General features: G+C 61.6%; 8 protein-coding genes and 1 riboswitch. Of the genes, 7 read left to right on the forward strand and 1 reads right to left on the reverse strand.

The genetic code is table 11. The annotated features are described in order from the left end of the window. Positions 1-405 precede the first annotated feature (405 nt). The 6 genes from IRI77_RS29690 to IRI77_RS29715 all read left to right on the forward strand — a co-directional run bounded on the left by IRI77_RS29690 (position 406) and on the right by IRI77_RS29715 (position 14,810). Positions 406-2,754 carry a glycosyltransferase family 4 protein gene (locus IRI77_RS29690; RefSeq protein ID WP_194448584.1) on the forward strand — a complete coding sequence of 783 codons (2,349 nt, stop codon included), beginning with the start codon at positions 406-408 and terminating at the stop codon, positions 2,752-2,754. Positions 2,755-2,767: 13 nt separating this feature from the next. Next, positions 2,768-4,231, forward strand: a complete 1,464-nt coding sequence (locus tag IRI77_RS29695) for a glycoside hydrolase family 130 protein (protein ID WP_194448585.1) — start codon at positions 2,768-2,770, stop codon at positions 4,229-4,231. A gap of 462 nt (positions 4,232-4,693) precedes the next feature. Beyond that, positions 4,694-10,900 (forward strand): beta strand repeat-containing protein, encoded by a 6,207-nt coding sequence (locus IRI77_RS29700; protein WP_194448586.1) that lies wholly within the window; start codon positions 4,694-4,696, stop codon positions 10,898-10,900. Between the two features lie 271 nt (positions 10,901-11,171). Further along, positions 11,172-13,553, forward strand: a complete 2,382-nt coding sequence (locus IRI77_RS29705) for an RHS repeat-associated core domain-containing protein (protein ID WP_194448587.1) — start codon at positions 11,172-11,174, stop codon at positions 13,551-13,553. After that, entirely contained in the window at positions 13,540-14,454 is a 915-nt protein-coding gene (locus IRI77_RS29710) for a hypothetical protein (RefSeq protein WP_194448588.1), read from the forward strand. The genes IRI77_RS29705 and IRI77_RS29710 overlap by 14 nt, the downstream gene beginning before the upstream one ends. 11 nt (positions 14,455-14,465) lie before the next feature. Then, positions 14,466-14,810 carry a ribonuclease E inhibitor RraB gene (locus IRI77_RS29715; RefSeq protein ID WP_194448589.1) on the forward strand — a complete coding sequence of 115 codons (345 nt, stop codon included), beginning with the start codon at positions 14,466-14,468 and terminating at the stop codon, positions 14,808-14,810. A gap of 264 nt (positions 14,811-15,074) precedes the next feature. Here the strand turns inward: IRI77_RS29715 and tnpC are convergent, their stop codons facing one another. Beyond that, positions 15,075-16,178 (reverse strand): IS66 family transposase, encoded by a 1,104-nt coding sequence (gene tnpC / locus IRI77_RS29720; protein ID WP_194448590.1) that lies wholly within the window; start codon positions 16,176-16,178, stop codon positions 15,075-15,077. Between the two features lie 1,530 nt (positions 16,179-17,708). After that, positions 17,709-17,846: riboswitch (cyclic di-AMP (ydaO/yuaA leader) on the forward strand. Between tnpC and IRI77_RS29725 the strand changes: the two genes are divergently transcribed. Beyond that, complete coding sequence (locus IRI77_RS29725; protein WP_228486385.1) at positions 17,835-20,066, forward strand: APC family permease; 2,232 nt, start codon at positions 17,835-17,837, stop codon at positions 20,064-20,066. (Overlaps the previous riboswitch by 12 nt.) Positions 20,067-20,121 lie beyond the last annotated feature (55 nt).

Raw genomic sequence — 20,121 nt, forward strand, 5'->3', positions numbered from 1 at the left:
AGGAAGCCGCCCCCACATCCCCAGTCCCAGAGCGCAGCGACGGGCTACGCGGGCGTCTTCAACGGAGGGGTCCCCACCGCGTTGCGAGCAGCCCGCCTGAGTAACTGGGTGCCTGCTTCCTTTTCCTCTTCAATCCAGCCTCATGCTACCCGTGCCTGCCATGCCTCTCCGTTCCGGCAAGAAGTGTCAACCCCGGACACACACCGGAATTCGATACGATCGCACCCTCCCTCTTTCTGGCCGGTTTCGGCATTTTTGCCGCACAAAGCCTCTACCCGCTCCATCAAACATCCTGCCCCGGACGGACAGGGCAGGCGCGGCAACCGGCACGATCCACGTTCTCCGCCGGTAATTTCCACTGCGTACGAGGGGATGGCCTTTTGATTGCTCAGAAAGAACCACGACATGCCACAACGGAAAGAAACCAGTGAGGCCGCCCTGGTCGAGAATCAGGGAAAAATACTCATCAAAGAAACCGCGAAGGCCCGCAAGATCGCATTCGTCGGCGACCACCTGCCACGCAAATGTGGCATCGCCACCTTCACGTCCGATCTTCTGTCGGCAATCGCCACGGCTTACCCCGAAAGTCAGTGCCTCTGCGTCTCGATCAATGACATCAAAGGCGGGTACGAATACCCCGAAGTCGTCCGCTTTGAGATTGAAGAACAGGACCTGTCGTCCTACCTCCGCGCGGCGGACTTCCTCAATATCAGCAATGTCGACATAGTCTGTCTTCAGCACGAGTTCGGGATCTTCGGCGGACCGGCGGGCGGGCACATTCTCGCATTTCTGCGCGAACTCAGGATGCCCGTCGTGACCACGCTCCACACCGTGCTGCGGGAGCCCAGGCCCGATCAGCGGCGCGTCATGCAGGAGATCATCTCCCTCTCCACTCGAGTGGTTGTGATGGCGGAGCGCGGACGCCAGATGCTGCAGGAGATCTACGCCGCATCGCCCGGCAAGATCGATCTCATCGCACACGGCATCCCCGACGTGGGCTTCGTGGATCCCGCCTTCTTCAAAGATCAGTTCGGTGTCGAAGGCAAGATTGTCCTGCTCACCTTTGGCCTGCTCTCCCCCAACAAGGGCATTGAGTATGTGCTCAAAGCCTTGCCCCAGGTTCTGGAAGAATTTCCCGATGTCGTCTACATCGTCCTCGGCGCCACTCACCCCAACGAACTGCGGGAACACGGCGAGGCCTACAGGATGAGCCTGGAACTCCTCGCCAAGAAAAGCGGGATTGAGAAGAGCGTCATCTTCTACAACGACTTTGTAGAACTCGAGAGCCTCAAGGAGTTCATCGGCGCGGCGGATCTCTACATCACGCCCTATCTCAACGAGGCGCAGATCACCTCCGGCACACTGGCCTACACGTTTGGCGCCGGCAAAGCCGTGGTGTCCACCCCTTACTGGCATGCCGCGGAACTGCTCGCCGGCGATCGGGGTGTCCTGGTTCCTTTCGCCGATGCGGAGGCCATGGGCCGCGAGATCTCCGCCCTGCTGCGGGACGACATCCGCCGCCACGCCATGCGCCGCAATGCCTATCGCTGCGGCCGCGAAATGGTGTGGAGCAACGTGGCTCAGCTCTACATGCAATCCTTTGAACAGGCCCGCCTGCAGGGCACGGCGCCCTCGCGCAAATCGCTGCTCACCAAGACACTCGACCTCCGGCCGCCTCAACTGCCCGCCCTGAAGCTGGACCATCTTCAGCGCATGACCGATTCCACCGGTGTCTTCCAGCACGCCAATTTCAGCATCCCCAACTTCGCTGAAGGGTATTGCACCGACGACAATGCGCGTGCCTTCATTCTCACCGTGCTGCTGGAGGAACTCGGCCAGGACCGCGAAAGCGTCTGCGCCATGGCGACCACCTGCGCCTCGTTCCTGCAGTACGCGTACGACCCGCACACCCGCCGCTTCCACAATCACCTCGGATTCGATCGCCGCTGGCTCGATGAGCAGGGCTCGGAGGACAGTCAGGGCCGCGCCATCTGGGCGCTCGGCTTCGGAGTGGGCCGCTCCCCCTATCGCAGCTTCCAGTTCATTTCGGGGCAGTTGTTCGCCCAAGCGCTGCCGGCCATGACGGAGTTCACCTCTCCCCGGGCCTGGGCCTTCGGCCTGCTGGGCATTCACGAGTACCTGCGGCATCTCAGTGGCGACACCCTCGTCAACCAGACACGCGAAGCTTTGCTGTCGAAGCTGGTGGATCTCCTCGATCGCAACTCATCCGCTGACTGGCCCTGGTTCGAACAGGAACTGTCCTATGACAACGCGAAACTCGCGCACGCCCTCATCCTCACCGGCCGCGCCACCGGTCAGCAGGACGTCCTGCAACGGGGCTTGGATGCGCTACGCTGGCTGAACCAGGTACAAATTTCCGGGAAAGGGCACTTCCTGCCGATCGGTAGCAATGGATTCTACAAACGGGGAGGCCCCCGCGCCGAGTTCGACCAGCAACCCATCGAGGCGCAAGCCATGGTCTCTGCTTGCCTCGAAGCCTATCGCGCAACCTCCGACATCTGGTGGTACGAACAATCCCAGCGCGCCTTCGACTGGTTCCTCGGCTGGAATGACCTCGGCTTGGAGCTCTATTCCCCGGAAAGCGGAGCCTGCGGCGATGGCCTCCATGTGGATCGGGTCAACCGGAACCAGGGGGCCGAATCCACACTCGCGTTTCTGCTCTCCCTGGCCGAGATGAAACTCACCAACAATATGATGACCAGCTTCAGGAAGCCGACCGCTAACGGCAACTAGGCCACTTATGATAATGACCGCTGTCCATGTCACTCGCGAATCCACGTTCCTGCAGCCCAATCAGGCCCGTGTGCTGCTGCGGCCGTTCAATCACGGCGATGCCCGCAAGACCAGTCAGATCATCGGCCGCATCCTGGCGCTGCCGGAAGAGCAGGTCGTCCGGTTGCTCGAGGGGATCACCGCTTCGTTCTCGCATCGGCACAGGAATCTCCACGACACTTTGCTGGAACGGTGCGATCAGTTGCGCGACCTCCTGCCTCCCGGTCAGTCTCTCTCGGAACCCCGGCGGCTGTTGATCGGCTCGTGCTTCCTCGCCGAGTACTCCGTCGAATCGGCCGCTCTCTTCAACCCCTCCATCGTCCGCCACCCCGATCAGTCCGGACTGCCTGCCGGAGCGCTTCGCTTCGTTCTCAGCCTGCGCGCCACGGGGGAAGGCCACATCTCCTCAATGACATTCCGCACCGGAATCATCCATCCGGATCAGCGCATCGAGATACTCGCCCCTTCCCCCTTCCTCACTGAGCCGCGCCAGATCGTCAACCCCTGGTACGAGAAGCCGCTGTTCGAACGGAAGCTCGGCGAACTGAATCTCGACATCGAGTTCACGCGGCGCATCATGCACGTCCTGCCGCCAGTCTTCACGCTCGATCAGCTTCGGGAGGCACTCAATACAGAACAAGCCCGCCTGCCCGACGGCTTGACGCTGAAGGATCAGGCTGCGGCGCAGGGCATCTGGCTCCTCGCGCGGTCGAACTTCGAAGTGGAGTTCCAGCCCGATCGGGATATGTCGGAGCGCGTGCTGTTTCCAGCCACTCCTTCCCAGAGGAATGGGATCGAGGATGCTCGCTTCGTCTGCTTTCAGAATGACGATGGCAGCCACAATTACTACGCAACCTTCACTGCCTATGATGGCCGGGTAGTTGTTCCGGAATTGGTGGAAACGTCAGACTTTCTCCACTTCCGCTTCATCACCTTGAACGGTCCGGCGGCCATCAACAAAGGGATGGCCCTCTTCCCCAGGAAGATCGGCGGCCGCTATGTCATGCTGTCGCGCCAGGACAACGAGAGCACCTCCATCATGTTCTCCGGCAACGTCCACTTCTGGAATGAATACACCCTCCTGCTGACGCCGGTCTTCCCGTGGGAAATCGTCCAACTGGGCAACTGCGGCTCACCCGTCGAAACGGAGGCCGGCTGGCTGGTGCTGAGCCACGGTGTGGGACCCATGCGCGAATACTGCATTGGCGCCTTCCTCCTCGATCTCGAGGACCCCACCAAGGTGCTCGCCCGTCTGCGCGAACCCCTACTCAAGCCGAATGCAGCGGAGCGGGAGGGCTACGTGCCGAACGTCGTCTACACGTGCGGCTTCCTCCTCCACCAGGGCCAACTGATCATCCCCTACGGCCTGGCCGATCACTCCACCGGCTTCGCCACCGTGCCCCTGTCCGAAGTCCTGGCCGCCATGGAGCCGGTATAGGCAGGCAATCGGCCGAACTGATACCAGACCCTCGGTGCGGGGTTCGGCCCGGCCAACGCGAGTCCCCCCCCTCGCTGTCTTCTTTCTTACGACATTACTCAGCAGGCGATGCGGCCGGAACCCCGCCGCTTCTGCCTGGGGCCCCCAGGATCGGTGCGCAGCTTCTCCTCTCCAAATGGCAGGATTGCGCCTCCCTTTGGACCCGCATTTGAGCGTGTCCTCGAGCAATCAGTCTGTCCGCGCAACTCACGCCACCGCCCGTTCAAACGAATGGCCCCGAGACGTCCCGGCTACCTGCCGCCCGAAGGCCGCACCGCCGGACACTCCCTCTCGATTCCGGGGGCGTCCTTCCGGCACACGAAATCGTAATGATTAATTCCGGGGGAAACTCAAATGCATGCTTGCCGTCCCGGCCCCATGTCCTCATAATTGAGATTTCTATTGGTCAAATTCGTGAACAAAATGTTGTTACGGTCTTTTCATCTCTACCCGCTCGCCGTCCTGCTCTGCGCATCAGCCACGGCGATCGCCGCCCCGCCGAGTGTCATTGGGTGCGCCCCCTGCCAGGTGAACGCGGGCGGGCCCGGCCACACCATGACGGTGCTCGGCAACGGCTTTGTTCCGGGATCGGCCATTGAATGGGCGGGCAGTCCCCTCACCACCACTTTCCTTGCCGCTACGCAGTTGTCGGCGCAGGTGCCGGCCAGTCTGCTGCCGTTGTCAGGTAAATTTGCCATTACTGTCCGGAATCCAGACGGTGCGGTGGCGGCCAGCACTACCTATGCATATGTCCAGCCAGTTCTTACCGCCATCAGTCCCACAGCTGCGTCCGCGGGAATGTCAGGTCTGACGATCACCGCCACCGGTATCGGCTTCTCGAATCACAGCACGCTGGTCTTCATCAATCACAGCGGCGCCATGTGGAATATCGATATGACCTTCACCAACTCCGGTAAGGTCTCCGCGCTCATCCCCATGGATTCGTTGGTCCCCGCTGGAGGCGCGAACATCAACATTGCGGACTTCACGACCGGCACTTTCTCCAACGTACTGCCGTTTGTGATTACCGCCGGAGGCCCGAAGATCAGTGCCATTGCGCCCAACGCCGCCACCGTCGGCGGACCTGCCTTCACCCTGGCGGTGACCGGGACCGGATTCACCTCTGATGCATTGGTCTACTTCTCGAGCATTCCACTCACCACCACCTTCGTAAGCTCGACCCGTTTGGATGCGGCCGTTCCTGCCTCTTACCTCAACTTCGCGAGTGTCGTGCCCATCACGGTGGTCACCGCCAGTGGCGGATCGGCCGCCGTGTCTTTGACCGTCACTGACCCGCCGCCGCCCACGCCTGCGGTCGCCGGCGTCAGTCCGGCCTCCGTGGACGCGGGCACGTCCGGCTTTGCTCTTTCGGTCACGGGAAGCGGCTTTGTCCAAGGCTCCAAGGTCCTCTGGTCCGGCTCCCCTTTGACCACCACGTTCCAATCGGCCGGCGCGCTCACGGCGCAGGTGCCGCCTCAACTGGCCGCGCTCTCCGGCCGCTTCAATATCTCCGTAAGCAATCCCGCGGGCACAACCAGCAACTCGACGGCGCCCGTGAGCGTTCTGCCCGTGCTCTCCTCTGCCTCTCCTTCCTCGGCGGCCTGGAATGGAGCGGCCTTCACCCTCACCGCCACGGGCGCCGGCCTCAGCAGCGGGCTGCAACTCCAGATCGCTACTCCGGACAGCAAGACCATCTCCGTGTCGACCGTCGCGTCCAGTTCGACATCGCTCACGGCGCAGGTGCCCGCCGCGGCGCTGGCTGCGCCGGGCACCGCTTATCTGACGCTGATCAATACTGGCAGTAACCTGCAGTCCCGGGCGCTGGCCTTCCCGATTGTCGCCTCCGGTCCTTCCATCACCTTCTTCAGTCCCAGTTCGGCAGTAGCGGGCGGCCCCGCCTTCACTCTCTCCGTGACGGGTAGCAACTTTTCGACAGGTTCTGTTCTGTACTGGAATTCGACCCCTCTCAGCACGGCCGTCCAGGGGCTCACTCAACTCACAGCGCAGGTGCCCGCGCAACTCATCGCCGGCAGCGGTGTCGTCTCCCTCTCAGTGGTCGCGGGCGGCAGCACCTCTAACACGGCCAGCTTCACGATCAATGGTCCGCTCACGATCTCGTCCGCATCGCCGGCCCAGGTCTACGCCGAGGCCGCCGAATTTCGACTGACCGTCAATGGCACTGGCTTTGTGCCGGGCGCGACCGTGCAATGGGCGGGCACGTCTCTGGCGACTACCTTTGTGAGTTCAACTCAACTCACGGCCATAGTGCCGCTGCAACTGCAGACCGTGCCGGGCAACTACGACCTGACGGTCGCAAATCCGGGCGGGCTCCTCTTCGCTCGCTGGAGCAGTATCTCGGTCTACCCATCGCTTCAGTCCATCGACCCGGCCGCGGCCCGCATTCCCATCGCCGGGGTTGGCATCGTCGCGTATGGCGGCGGTTTCAACAACACCTCGGTGATCGTCTTCGACTCGTCCAGCGGGCGGCTCAATCTCCCCACGACGTATTACAGTACTTCGAAAATCGCCGCACTGATTCCCGGATCGGCATTGACGCGCTCAGAAACGGCCCGGGTCTATGTGCTCGATGCACGAACCGGTTACACTTCAACTGCGCAGTCATTTACGGCCCAGCAAGTCGCGCCGGTCATCACAACGCTGGCGCCTGTTTCTGTGTCTGCGGGTAGTCCCAGCTTCCAGCTCACCGTCGCCCTCGACTATATGGGCGCCAATCCGGTCGTGAAATGGAACGGTACTCCGCTTGGCCTGGTCGAGAAATACGCAACCGCAGTCACGGTCCTGGTCCCGTCCTCACTGGTCGCTTCCCCCGGCACCGCCCAGATCACCGTCGAATCGGACGGACTGGTCTCAGCCGGAGCCGCGTTCACTATCGGCCAGGGGCCGACCGTCCTGACTGCCTCGCCCACGCCAATCGATGCGGGAGGACCCACCATCACGATCGACGTGGTGGGGAGCGGCTTCGTATCCGGCTCCAAGGTCTATTGGGTCGGCCAGCCGCTGGCCACGGTGTTTCGCAGCGCCACGGCGCTCTCGGCCGTGTTGCCCTCGAACCTGACGGCCCTCACAACGGCGGCAGACATCACGGTAGGCAATCCCGACGGAACGATGTCGGGATTGCCAACTCCGGCAATCTCCGTTCAACCGGTGTTTTCTTCCCTCAGTCCCGGCTCTGCCCTGCCGGGGAGTGCCGACATTCAATTGGTGGTCAAGGGGATCGGATTCCGTCCCACCAGTCGCGTGGATTTCTTCTCTCGCTATGCGGCACACCCCCTATCGACAACTTACGTCGATTCGACCACGCTCTCCGCCCTGTTGCCGGCGGAGTTGCTGTCGGCCGCGGTGTCGGCGACCGTCTATGTCTCTGATTCGTTCAGCCGGGGCGTCTCGCGATCGCTCCCCTTCACGGTCGGCGCACCTTCGCCGGTGTTGAGCACGCTGAAACCAAGTTCCGCTCGTGCCGGTGATCCCGGCTTCGAACTGAAGGTGGAAGGCTACGAACTACGCCCGGGCACGCGCGTGCGATGGAATGGCGTCCCGCTGACCATGCTGCAGGCGGGGCCGGAGTGGATCGCCAGCGTTCCGTCGAGCCTCATCGCCAGTCAGGGATCGGCCGCCATCACGCTGATCAACGACGACGGACTGGTCTCCAATTCGATGGACTTTCCCATCACCGGCAGCGGCACGGTTGTTCCTGCCATCACGTCTCTCAGTCCCAATCCGATCTCCGTGGGCGGTGCAGCCGCCAAACTTCTCGTCAGTGGCTCCGGTTTTGTCACGGGTTCGGTTGTCTATTGGAACGGCACTCCGCTAAGTACGGTTTTCCTGAGTTCCGCTCAGTTGGAGGCCACCGTGCCGGGCAGCCTTCTGGGGAGTCCCGCGAGTATCAGCATCACGGTAGCCAATCCTGGCGGAACCACTTCGGCCGCCACTACCCTGGTCCTCCAGGCGGCCGCGCCGGTCATCTCGTCCATCGCGCCCAGCCTCTTTCCCGCGGGCAGCAGTTCCACCACGATGATCATCAATGGCTCGGGCTTCGTGCCGGGTGCCAGCGTCTACTGGGGCGCAATCTCTCTGGCCGTGACCGGCAATGCCCCGGCTCAGTTGACAGTCACTGTGCCCTCGAATCTCCTCGCCACCCCCGGCGCGGTGCTGATCAAAGTGGTTTGCGGAACCCAGGCGTCGAACCTCTACGCTGCCGTCGTATACAGCGTCTTCAGCGCCCCACAGTTGACGAGTGCCAGCCCGGCACAGGTGGACGCAGGCGCTCCGGGCTTCACTCTGACCGCCACCGGGGCAAACTTCCAGTCCGGGGCAAAGGTCCATTGGGCGGGCACGCCGCTCGCCACCACGTTTGTGAGCTCCACCCAGTTGACCGCCGTGGTACCGGCCAACCTTGTGGCGACCTCCGGCCGTTCTGTCGTCACCGTGATGAACCCCGACGGCGAGGCTTCGTTGCCCTTCACACAGATGTATGTCCAGCCGGTTCTGTCGACCGTGGCGCCCCTGTCCTTGCCGGCCGGCGCCGGAGCCACACTGTCGATCACGGGCCGAGGCTTCCGGCCCACGGCTGTGGTGCAACTAACTGCCTCCGGCCGGGAGTGGCCGCTGCAAACCAGCTACCTCAGCGCCACGGCGCTGAGCGCGGAAGTCCGTCCGGAACAAATCAAGGATGCGGGCACGGCCTACGTCACCATCACCGACAGCACCGACGCCACATTCTCGCGGAAACTGGCACTCACCGTCACCAGTACCGGACCGTCCGTCACAACGCTTCTGCCCAACACCGCGACGGCGGGCGAGCCAGACTTCCAGTTGACCGTCAACGGGCAGAACTTCGATTCCGGCGCCGTCGTGCGCTGGGAGACAACCAGCCTCCCCACGGTCTTTGTGAGCGCCCGTCAACTGACGGCATCGGTGGCATCCAGTCTCCTTGCCTCGCCCGGAACCGTCAGTGTCGGCGTCGTCAACCAGTCCGGTGCGAAATCGCCCTCGATCGTATTCCAGATCGTCCCCCGCAGCCCGAGCATTCTGAGTCTGAGTCCCAACTCGGCCGAAGCCGGCGGGCCCGAGTTCGTCCTGTCTGTCCATGGCGCCGACTTCTCCCAGGGCGCCATTATGAGCTGGGGGGATGCCCCCTTGGCCACATCGTTTGTCAACCCTTCCGAACTGGCAGTCACGGTGCCGGCCGGCCGCGTTGCAACGCCCGGCATGCCGTTCCTGGTTGTGGCCAACCGGAATGCCCAGTCCGCGCCAATCAGCTTCCCCATCAAAGCCGCCGGGCCCGTGATCGCTCGGCTCGACCCCGCCGAGACGACGGCGGGCGGAGCGTCGTTCCGTTTGACCGTCACCGGCAAGGGCTTTCAACCGGATGATGCCGTACGCTGGAATGGCACCGCCCTCCCGTCCGAGGCCGTGAGCTCCACGCAGATGACCGCCATGGTTCCAGTGGAATCCATCACATCCGCGGGGAGTAGCACGGTGACGATTGCCCGCGCCACTGGCGAGGAATCGCTCGCCGTCTCCTTCCTGGTGAATCCGGCCGACCCGTTCATTCGGGAGGTCTCTCCGAACTCAGCGACCCAGGGCGCCGGCGCCACCTCCCTGGCGATCAAAGGCAAGGGGTTCCTGCCGGGCGCCGTTGTGGCGTGGAACGGCCAACCGCTGGAGACGGAGTTTGTGGAATCCGGCTGGGTGACGGCCCACGTGCCGGCGGAACTCGTCACCTCCGCCGGGGAAGCGAGTCTGGCCATCACCAACCCCGCTGGAACCCCTGGCGCGCCCGCGGCGTTCCTCATCCATCCGCCCGTGCCGGAACTGCTCCGCCTCTCGCCTTCTTCCGCGACGAGCGGCGGGGCCGACCTGGCACTGGTGGTCCACGGGGCCGGCTTCCTGAAAGGATCCGCGATCCATTGGGAAGGCGTCACGCTGGAGACCACTTTCCTCGACTCGACCCGCCTCAAGGCCGTCGTCCCTGCATCGTGGATTCTCGGGGGCGGCATGGCCGGTGTGGCCGTCTCGAACCCGGATGGGCTGACAACGGACCCGAGTTCGTTCCCGGTGCTGGAGGCCAAGCCGACGATCTCCGCCGTGTCGCCAGGCACTTTGGGTGCAGGCGTCTCCGGTCTCGTGGTCACCGTGGATGGCAGCGGGTACCTGCCCGGAACCATCCTGACATGGGAAGGGGCTCCTCTGGAGACGAGCTTCATCGATCCCACGCGGCTCACCGCACAGGTCCCGGCGGACCTCATGGCGAACTCGGGCAGCGCCCGCGTGACGGCCGTCAATCCACAGGGCCAGACCTCCGCACCTTGGCTTCTGAGGATTCTGGGACTCAGCGTAGTGGGCTTCGATCAGCAGCATCTGGTGGCAGGCGGACCGGATACGATGCTCAAGGTCTTCGGTAATGGCTTCCAGCCGGGCGCGACCGTCTACTGGAATGGGTCGCCGCTGGGCACAACCTTCGCCAATAATGCATTGACAGCGTCAGTGCCGGCGCGATTGATTGCCACTGAGGGCATTGCGAGCATTGCCGTGGCCATTCCGGGAGGCCTGATGTCGAGTGCGCAGACTCTGTCCATCAGTGCGCCCGATCCAGTAGGGCACGAATAGCAGGCGTGAGGGCTTCCGGTGATAAGGCGAGGGCAGGACTTCTGAGCTCGTCGCCTTCTCCCGTAAGAACTCGCCGGGTGAATCCAGTTCGACCATTACAGGTAGGAAGACCTTCTCCTACAACGGGCCCTGCCATACAGTGCTGGATGAGGCTGCCAACGCACCAACGGCCGCAAATCCCGGAAGCAAGCTGGCGACTTGCGTCGATGCCGCTGGAAGAATCGCAAGCGTCACCGAGACAAAAGTCCTTACCCCTAGTCCCGTCACATATGTGACCACCTATGCCTACGATGCGATGGACAATCTGACGGACGTCTATCAGGGAGTTCAGCACCGGGAGTTTCGTTACGACCAATTGGGCCGGCTGCGGACCGCCAAGAACCCAGAGAACGGCACGACCACCTACGCGTACGACAAGAACGGCAACCTCATCTCGAAGTTGAGCGGCAACGACTACACGTGCTTCGGCCCAGTCGTGACCTCACCGCCCGCCTGCAACGCTTCTGCCGACTTCGACTCCTCCGGAGCCACTAACTACTATGATGCGCTCAATCGTCCAACGTCCAAGCAATACAGTGACGGAACCACGCCATCTGTCACGTACCGCTATAGTGAAGACCTAAGTGGAGGACCGCTCAACTACCAGAAAGGGCGGTTGACTTCTATCGTTTCTGGGAACACGACGATTCAGTTCAACTCATTCGACGCTGCTGGGCGGGTATTGCGCCATACGCAGACGACCACGGGCGCGGTGGGTTCACCCTACGTTTTTGGTTACCAGTACAACACAGGGGGGCTGCTCACGCAGTTGACTTACCCGTCTGGTAGAGTGGTTTCCACGACCTATGATGATGCCGGACGGGCAGGTAAGGTGTTGGGTCAACTGGGCAGCGTCTCGACGGCGTATGCCGGACCACCAACCGGCAAGATCTATATTCAATACGCTCCGCATGGTGCGGTGAGCCAGATGTTGTTGGCGGGAGGGACCAGCGAAACCTGGCAAATGAACGAGCAGCACGGCTACAATTCTAGGCTGCAGCCGACCTCGATCTCCTTGGCCACGACGGCCGGTACACCTGTGACAATTCGCAATCTGACATTCGGCTACGGTGGTGCGGAAAATAACGGCAACTTGCTATCTCAGGGCATAGCGGGCACCGGTCTGGCTTCCGCTTTGAGCCAGTCATATCAGTATGACAGGCTGAACAGAATCACCAAGGTAGGCGAAGGCACGACCTGGAACCGCAATTTCGATTACGATCAATACGGCAATGGGTGGGTGTCCGCCTACACTCCGAGTTCCTTTGCCCCGGATCCGTCCACACCCCAATCGCAGGGGACGATCAACGCCGACACGAATCAGACAGGCATAGCTGGATCTACTTGGGACGGCGCGGGCAATCTAAACAACATCGGGACAGGGAGTTTTCTTTTCTACTATGATGCGGAAAACCGCATGATCCGCAGCGTGCTGGGCTCGGCGACGGTGTACCAGTATGATGGGCAAGGTCGGCGTGTGGCGAGGATCGACTGTCCCTCGAATATGACTACCTGCGACGCGGCCACTGCGGGGGCGGCGGTGACCTCGTTTGCTTACGACGCCCAAGGCCAATTGGCGGCGGAGTATTCGAATCATCCTTCCTCGCAGCCCTGCACCACCTGTTACCTGCTCGCTGACCATCTCGGGAGCACCAGGGTGATGACCGACAGCATCGGAACGGCCGTTCAGTGTCACGATTACCTGCCGTTTGGTGAGGAGTTGCTCGCTGGTACATCCGGACGGAATGGATGCTACTTACCGGCCAGCGGATCCGGTGTGCTGTTTACCGGCAAGGAGCGGGATGCCGAGACGAGCCTCGATTACTTCGGGGCACGGTATTACTCGAGCGCACAAGGTCGCTTTACCTCGCCAGATGAGTTCCCCGGCGGCATCGTTGATCCATTCACAGACCAGCAGGCGAGCCAACCAGGGCCGCTTCCTTACGCCGACATCACTGACCCGCAGACATTGAACAAGTACGGGTATGTTCGGAACAACCCGCTCCGGTACACCGATCCTGATGGACATGACTGGCAAGATGCAGTCGAGTTTGTGGCTGGCGTCGGCAGAGGAGTAGCCGCAAGCGAGAGCTTCGGTGCAGTTGGTGCGCCGAGTGAGTCCGACTCGATGTCAAGCAGGATAGGACAGGCCGTTGGCACCGGCGTAGTTGGGGTCGTTGGAGCCATTGCGAGCGTTGGAGGAATCACTGGCGGTGTGCTTACAGCGCCGACAGGAGTGGGTGCGCTGGCAGGAGGCGCAGTCGCATTAAAAGGTGCCGCCTCGGCGGTGGGAGCCGCCAAGAACTTAGGCGCAATTCTAACTGCGCCGATGCAGCGCTCCTCGGATTCAGGTTCGTATACAAACACGCATGAAAGCGGTGCGGTCTACGTCGGTAAAGGAGATCGTGCGAGGTCGCAAGCTTCTGGACGGAGGGTTGCGAAGGAGACCGGGGATAAGCACGTTGCGACCGACCACACGTCTGCATCTAGTTCGAGAGAGGGATTCAAGGCTGAGTCTCGGCGCATGGATCAGGCTAGGAGTGAGGGTAAAAAGCTGTACAATAAGAGAGAGTCACCGGGCAAAAAGATGCGGCAACAAGATGGCGAAAACTGACATCTACGCCAAATATCGGGCCACTGGTCAGCAGCTCCAGAATCTGCGCACCATTGATCTTGGAGGGGGGCGTGCCGCGCTTTGGATGGACTCTGATTGCCTTGAAGCTTGCGTAGACTATTTTATTCGGAATAAACTATACGGAATCGCAATCTCGCCACTTGATGGCTTCAAGTTGTCAGATCTCGGCTTTCTGACTAGATGCGTTCCGGCAGTCGAGCACCTAGTTGTTCTCCACGTAGATATGATCGACGTATCCGCCCTTAATGACCTCCGTCTGCTCCGCAGCTTGCATATGACCGGGAGACCCAAGCAGAAACTGGACATCGCTAATCTCGACGCTCTGCATGAACTCGATGTTCAATGGTGGCCGAAATTGCGATTTGATGGGCGTCTTCCCAAGCTGCGTGTGTTGAAACTTAAGGGCTACCGCTCGAATGTTAACGGGGCTTTGGACTTACCCGCCCTTCAGGAATTGGAAGATCTGGAGTTGATTCAAACACCCATTCCCAGCCTTGCAGGTATCGACAGGTTTCCTGGGCTGAGGCGGTTGGCGTGCTATTATCTGCCGAAACTTCGCCACATCGCTCCCGTTGGGCATTCTTTTTGCGATAGGGATCTTACGACTCTTGAGTTCGGCCATTGCCCACACATCACAGATAACGACAGTGTTAGCTCAATCAGATCTTTGAGAACCTTGTGGTTCAATCATTGCGGGAAGGTGCCATCTCTGCGGTTCCTGGATGCGTTGCCTGAGCTCCAAAATTTCCGCTTTGTGGGCACGGAAGTACTAGATGGAGACCTGGCGCCTTGTCTGCGCATTCCATCAGTTGGATTCTCTGACAAGAAGACCTACTCTCATCGCTACGCAGATTTTGAGGCTAGGTCTAGCAGGGCATGATAGGAGAATTTATGGCGAATCCCTTTCCAAGCGATGATAACGGTCGTGTTCTACTTCGAATGCAAGAGAATGGCGATGATCTAGCAAAGCCTCGGGATATTGATTTCACGGTCGTGTTTCCCGGGCAGAGTTCTGCGGTGGCATTTGCGGACTACTTCAGGCGATCCGGATACAAAGTTTCCGTCGAAAAGACAGGATCTGTTCCCGAGTTGCCTTGGGATGTGATCGTTGTGAAGCATATGATCCCGTCGCACAACGAAATCGCTGAGTTCGAAAATACGCTCTCGGATTTCGCTTCGCCGTTGGGAGGGCGTAACGATGGGTGGGGGTGCTTTGCTCAGCCGACACGCCATTGACCTGGAGCATCCCCCTCTGGGCTTCGAGCTTGACTACCCAGAAGGCGGTTGAAAGGCGACAATTTGGAAAGGCGACAGCCTGACCCGTCCCACTTTGTAAGTAATTGAACGAATAGAACTTATAGATGACTGCGTGCACCTCGCCAAGCTCTTGGCATGTACTGCCGAGATCCGTCTGGTCGCCGCGCCAGACGCATAAGTGACGCAGCGTGAATAGCATGCGGTGAGCGCTACGCGAACCCCAGGTCCTCCGACCCGACAGCTCTACTTCATCGGGCCATCAGGCGATGCGGACTGACGCCGCTTCCATTCATCCGGCAGCCACTCGGCCAAGTCGCTGATGCGCACCGACGGCAGGTTGGTTAGCAACTGCGTCAGGTACAGTTGCGGATCCACGTCGTGACGGCGGCATGTACTCGTCAGGCTCGCCAGAATCGCTGCGGTCCGGCCTCCGCGCGCGTTGCCCACGAAGAGGGAGTTCTTGCGGTTCAGCACCACTCGCTTCATTTCCCTTTCGCTGATGTTGTTGTCCAGCGGCACCGCTCCATCGGAGCAGAACACCGTCAGCTCCTCCCACTGGCTCAGTGCGTAGTTCAGCGCCTCGGCCATCGGATGCTTCGGCAGCAACTGTTCTTTCCAGCCCAGCAGCTTCTCCCGTAACTCCGTCACCACCGGCACCGAGTTCTCCTGGCGCAGCTTCAGCCGCTCCGCCACCGGAAGTCCGGTCGCCTGACGCTCCACAGAGTACAGCGCGCGCACCATCTCCACCACTACCCGCGCGATCTCCGGCGCCGCCTTCTCCGCGTCCACTACCTTGCGACGGAAATGCGCCCAACACCTTGCGCGCGTGATCTCGTTGCCCGCCACCACGCCGTTGTATCCGCCGTAGGCATCGGCCAGCAAAACCTGCCGGTAATCTTTCAGAAAATGCTTCGGCCCGTCGCGGCCCCGGTTCAGCGTGAAGTCGAAGACGTTGTAGGCATGGTCGTCATCCCCCACATAGATCCACATCCGCGCATTCGCCGTTTTGCCTTTGCTCAGCATCGGCATGATGGTGTCGTCGGTGGCCACCACATGCGAGGACCGCACTCGCTGCGCCATCAATTCGTACAGCGGTTCGGCCAGGTCCGCCACATCGCCGCACCATACCGATTGGGTGGCGCGAGAAATCTCGAAGCCCTGCCGCGCGAAGATGTCTTCCAGCCGGTAGAGCGGCAGGTAGTCGGAATTATGTGGAAAGGCGACAGCCTGACCCGTCCCACTTCGTAAGCAATTGAACGAACAGAGCTTACTGGGAAAGGCGACAGCCTGACCCGTCCCACTTCGTAAGCAATTGAACGAACAGAGCTTACTGGGAACTCCGAGCACTTCGCCTCGGTTTTGGCATCTATTGACGGGATCTGTCTGGCCGCCTCGCCAGACGCATAAATGCCACAGCATCAACAGCATGCGGTTCACGCTGCGGCTCAATGCGCGAGGAATGCGACCCAGGCTATCCTGATTCCAGCCATCACAATTGCCACTGGGACGCATCAGTTCGAACGCAACGCTGGCCACAGCAAGCCCCCTGATCTAATCCTCCTCGAAGCAGGACCAAACTGACGGGCAGGAGCTGCGCGCCCCCGCCCGCACCCACTCCGCGGGTGACTGGGGGGCAACAAGAACCCGCACGTCCTTCGCCGCCCTACGGGCGTCTCGTCCGTGCAAATGGGGCATCTCTTGACCTCCTCCCCCCGACCCCCTCCTCGGCCTGCGGCCGAAGCGGGGGCGCCGTCCTGCGACAGGACCCTGCGGCCGCCGTCGTGCAGCCGCCCGAACTGACGGCGAGGGCACGCCGGCGGCCGCCTGGACGTCTTCCTCGGGTGGGAGCCAGCCCACAAATCCGCGCCACGACCCCACTTTTATCTCAATTCCATCATTAACCCATCTTCATTCACCGCCGGTCGGGTTATTTATCTCCCCTACTTCCCACCACTTGCGAGCCACACGCCCGGCAGCCCACCAACTCACGGCTATAATCCGCCCACTGGACACCGCGGTCTGTCCGCATCCAGCCGATCTTTGACTTCAGAACCTCCACACTTCCGCCGGAGGAGTCCGTCTTCACGCCATGAAAGGGAAGCGAATGCCGGGATTATGGTTGATCAAGGCCATTTATTCCCTCTTTCTTTCCTTTCCCGGACCAACGGCAGGCCCGCCCGACCCGCCCGGTGTCGAACCACTCACGTCACTCGCAATCCGCCACCTTTGAGGGATCAAACCCATTTCTTCTCTCTGTCTTCTCCTCCACGGCGGTTAGGTAGACACCCCGCGCGCACCCAAGGCCGACCCTCCGTGGCATATGCCATCCATAACTTCTGAGGGATCAAAGCCATTTCTTCCCCCGTTCTTCTCCCCTGTGCGAGGGCTGAACTCACTCCGCCTGGCCCGGATGCCACCGCGCCCGCTTCCTCCGCAATCCACAGATTGTGAGGGATCAAAGCCACTTCTTCCCCTGCTCTTCTCCCGTCGCGGGAAATGAATTCATCCCGCGCGCACCGGAGACCACCCCGCCCACTTCCTCCGCAATCCACAGCTTTTGAGGGATCAAACCCATCTCTTCCCGTTCTCATCGCCCTGTGCCACCGGCCCGTCGACCCGGCGGTGGCCAGTTGCCCGCCCACCCCGCCGGGAGGGCGGACGCCCTCGTCGGCAGCCGGTCCCCTGACCGGCTCACTTCTCTTGAAGATGGACCGTTCCTTTCCGGCAGCACGGAAGCACACCAAAGACGACCCGCCCCGTCCCCCCCGCCACCCCAATGCACCTCGTCTCCTGATCCGCAGAACGCTCGCCCTTGCCAGCTACTCTGCCCCTAAGCCCTCCCTGGACTGACTGTCTCGCCCCTGCCCGGGAGGTGCTAATCTGGGAAAGTCTAGCTTCCTGCTCAGGTGGGAAGGCGGGGGACCCAAGTCCCGGGGCGTATCGGCAGCGTTTGGCCGTAGGGTACTTTTCAGCCCGAGCCCGTCAGCTAACCTCGCAGACGAATTGAGAAGCCGCGGCCCGCTTTGGGGCGTGCGCAAGGAGCTGTTTGTGGAAGCGTCACCGCGAGTGGCGATGACCCCGAACCGGGTTGTCATCGCCTCAACGATTGCCCTCTCGTTCATTTCCTTCTGGCGGGCTGCCGCCATTGTGCTCTCCGACCTCGCCTCCTCGGCCTACTACGTCGGAGGCATCACCGAAAAAGCCATCGGTAAGTCCGCCCCCTGGTTCATCCTGGCCATCATGCTCTTCTCCTACGCGGTCCGCGCCGTGTATATCGAAGGCTGCGCCATGTATGTCCGCGGCGGCGTCTACCGCGTCGTCCACGAGGCGCTCGGATCGCGCATGGCCAAGTTGGCCGTGTCGGCGCTCATGTTCGACTACGTGCTCACCGGCCCCATCAGCGGCGTGTCGGCCGGCCTCTATCTGGCCGGGCTGATCAACGAGACGGCGGAGCACTTCTTCCACCAGCAGCACCTCATCAACGATGCCGGCTTTGCCGTGGTCTTTGCCCTGGTCGTGACCGTCTACTTCTGGCGCAAGAACATCATCGGGATCCACGAGTCGAGCCACAAGGCCCTGCGGATCATGCAGATCACCACGCTCATGGTGGTGATCCTCATCGCCTGGTGTCTCTACACCATCTTCCATGGCCACTTCCAGGCCGTGCCTATGCCGGTGCTGGGCAACATCAAGCTGAGTGAGGAGTCGCTGGGCTGGCTGCCCGGATCGTGGGTGCAGATGATTCCCGCCGTGGCGATTCTGGTCGGGTTGGGTCACTCGCTGCTGGCTATGTCCGGCGAGGAGTCGCTGGCCCAGGTGAACCGCGAAATCGCCCACCCCAAGCTCAAGAATCTTGAGCGCGCCGGCCTGGTCATCTTCATCTACTCCCTGGTCTTCACCTCCCTGGTCTCGTTCTTCGCGGTCATGATCATCCCGGATACAGACCGCAAGCTGTTCCTGGACAACCTGATCGGCGGCCTGGCCATGCATCTCGACGGGCCCATGCCGCTGCGCCTGCTGTTCCACGCCTTCGTGGTGTTCGTCGGCGCCCTCATCCTGTCCGGTGCTGTGAATACCGCCATCATCGGTTCGAACGGTGTGCTGAACCGCGTGGCCGAAGACAACGTCCTGCCCAACTGGTTCCGCAGCCCGCACAAGAAGTTCGGCACGACGCACCGTTTGGTGAACATGATCGTCGGGCTGCAGATCGTGACCATCATCCTCAGCCGCGGCGACGTCTACCTCCTCGGCGAAGCCTATGCCTTCGGCGTCGTATGGAGCTTCGCCTTCAACGCGACCTCGGTGCTGGTGCTGCGCTTCAAGGACAAACGGCCCAGGGAATGGAAGGTGCCGCTGAACCTGCAGGTCGGGGGCGTCGAGATTCCCGTCGGGCTGGGCCTGATCGCGTTGTCGCTGTTCACGCTGGCCATCACGAACGTACTGACGAAGAAGATCGCGACCGTGTCTGGCGTCATCTTTACCCTCGCGTTCTTCATCCTCTTCACCGTCTCCGAGAAGCTGAACCGCCGGCGCGCCCTGGCCGCGAACGCGGGGCACGAGCAGTTCCGCCTGGACGACTCGGAAGGCGTCTCGGCCGAGATTCTCGACGTGCGGCCGGGCAACGTGCTGGTGGCCGTACGCAATCCCAACCGGCTGAACCACCTCCACCGGGTTCTCCAAAAGACCGATATCCGCAAGATCGACATTGTGGCGGTCTCCATCTCCGATGAAGAAGCCCCTTTCACGGCCCGCGAATCCGAGTTGTTCACCAAAGTGGTGACCCTGGCGGAGAAGGAAGGCAAATCGGTGAAGCTGCTCACCGTGCCCGGCGACGATCCCAACGGGGCCCTCGTCGAAACCGCCGCGCGGCTGCAATCGTCGCGCATCGTCATCGGGACTTCGCCGAAGCTGACCACGGCGCAACAGGGACACGCCATCGGCATTCAGTGGGAACGCCTGCCTGAACCCAGGCCGGCCATCTCCCTGGAAGTCGTGCCCGACGATCCGGCGGAACGCCCGAGTTTCGTCAACCTGGGGCCGCACCCGCCGCGTCTGTGGCCCGAGGACATTGAGCTCCTGCACGAACTGTGGCGGGATCTTTCCGCTTCGGGGCCCGGACACCGGCTGCGTCATCGCGACGTGGTGGGCGTCGCGCTGCGCCGCCTGAAAGCCGAGCTCAATTCGAAGGAGCGGGATGAGATCCTGAAGGACATCTCGCGGTCGACTGACCTCTAATCCATGCACGCTTGCGCCGTGGCGCAGGCGTGCCATCATCACAGAGTGAGCGACG

It is taken from the genome of Paludibaculum fermentans, assembly GCF_015277775.1.
Classification (GTDB): Bacteria; Acidobacteriota; Terriglobia; order Bryobacterales; family Bryobacteraceae; genus Paludibaculum; species Paludibaculum fermentans.

Coding starts and splice junctions, on each gene's coding strand:
- IRI77_RS29690 (WP_194448584.1), top strand. CDS start 406: ATGCCACAACGGAAAGAAACCAGTGAGGCCGCCCTGGTCGAGAATCAG.
- IRI77_RS29695 (WP_194448585.1), top strand. CDS start 2,768: ATGACCGCTGTCCATGTCACTCGCGAATCCACGTTCCTGCAGCCCAAT.
- IRI77_RS29700 (WP_194448586.1), top strand. CDS start 4,694: ATGTTGTTACGGTCTTTTCATCTCTACCCGCTCGCCGTCCTGCTCTGC.
- IRI77_RS29710 (WP_194448588.1), top strand. CDS start 13,540: ATGGCGAAAACTGACATCTACGCCAAATATCGGGCCACTGGTCAGCAG.
- IRI77_RS29715 (WP_194448589.1), top strand. CDS start 14,466: ATGGCGAATCCCTTTCCAAGCGATGATAACGGTCGTGTTCTACTTCGA.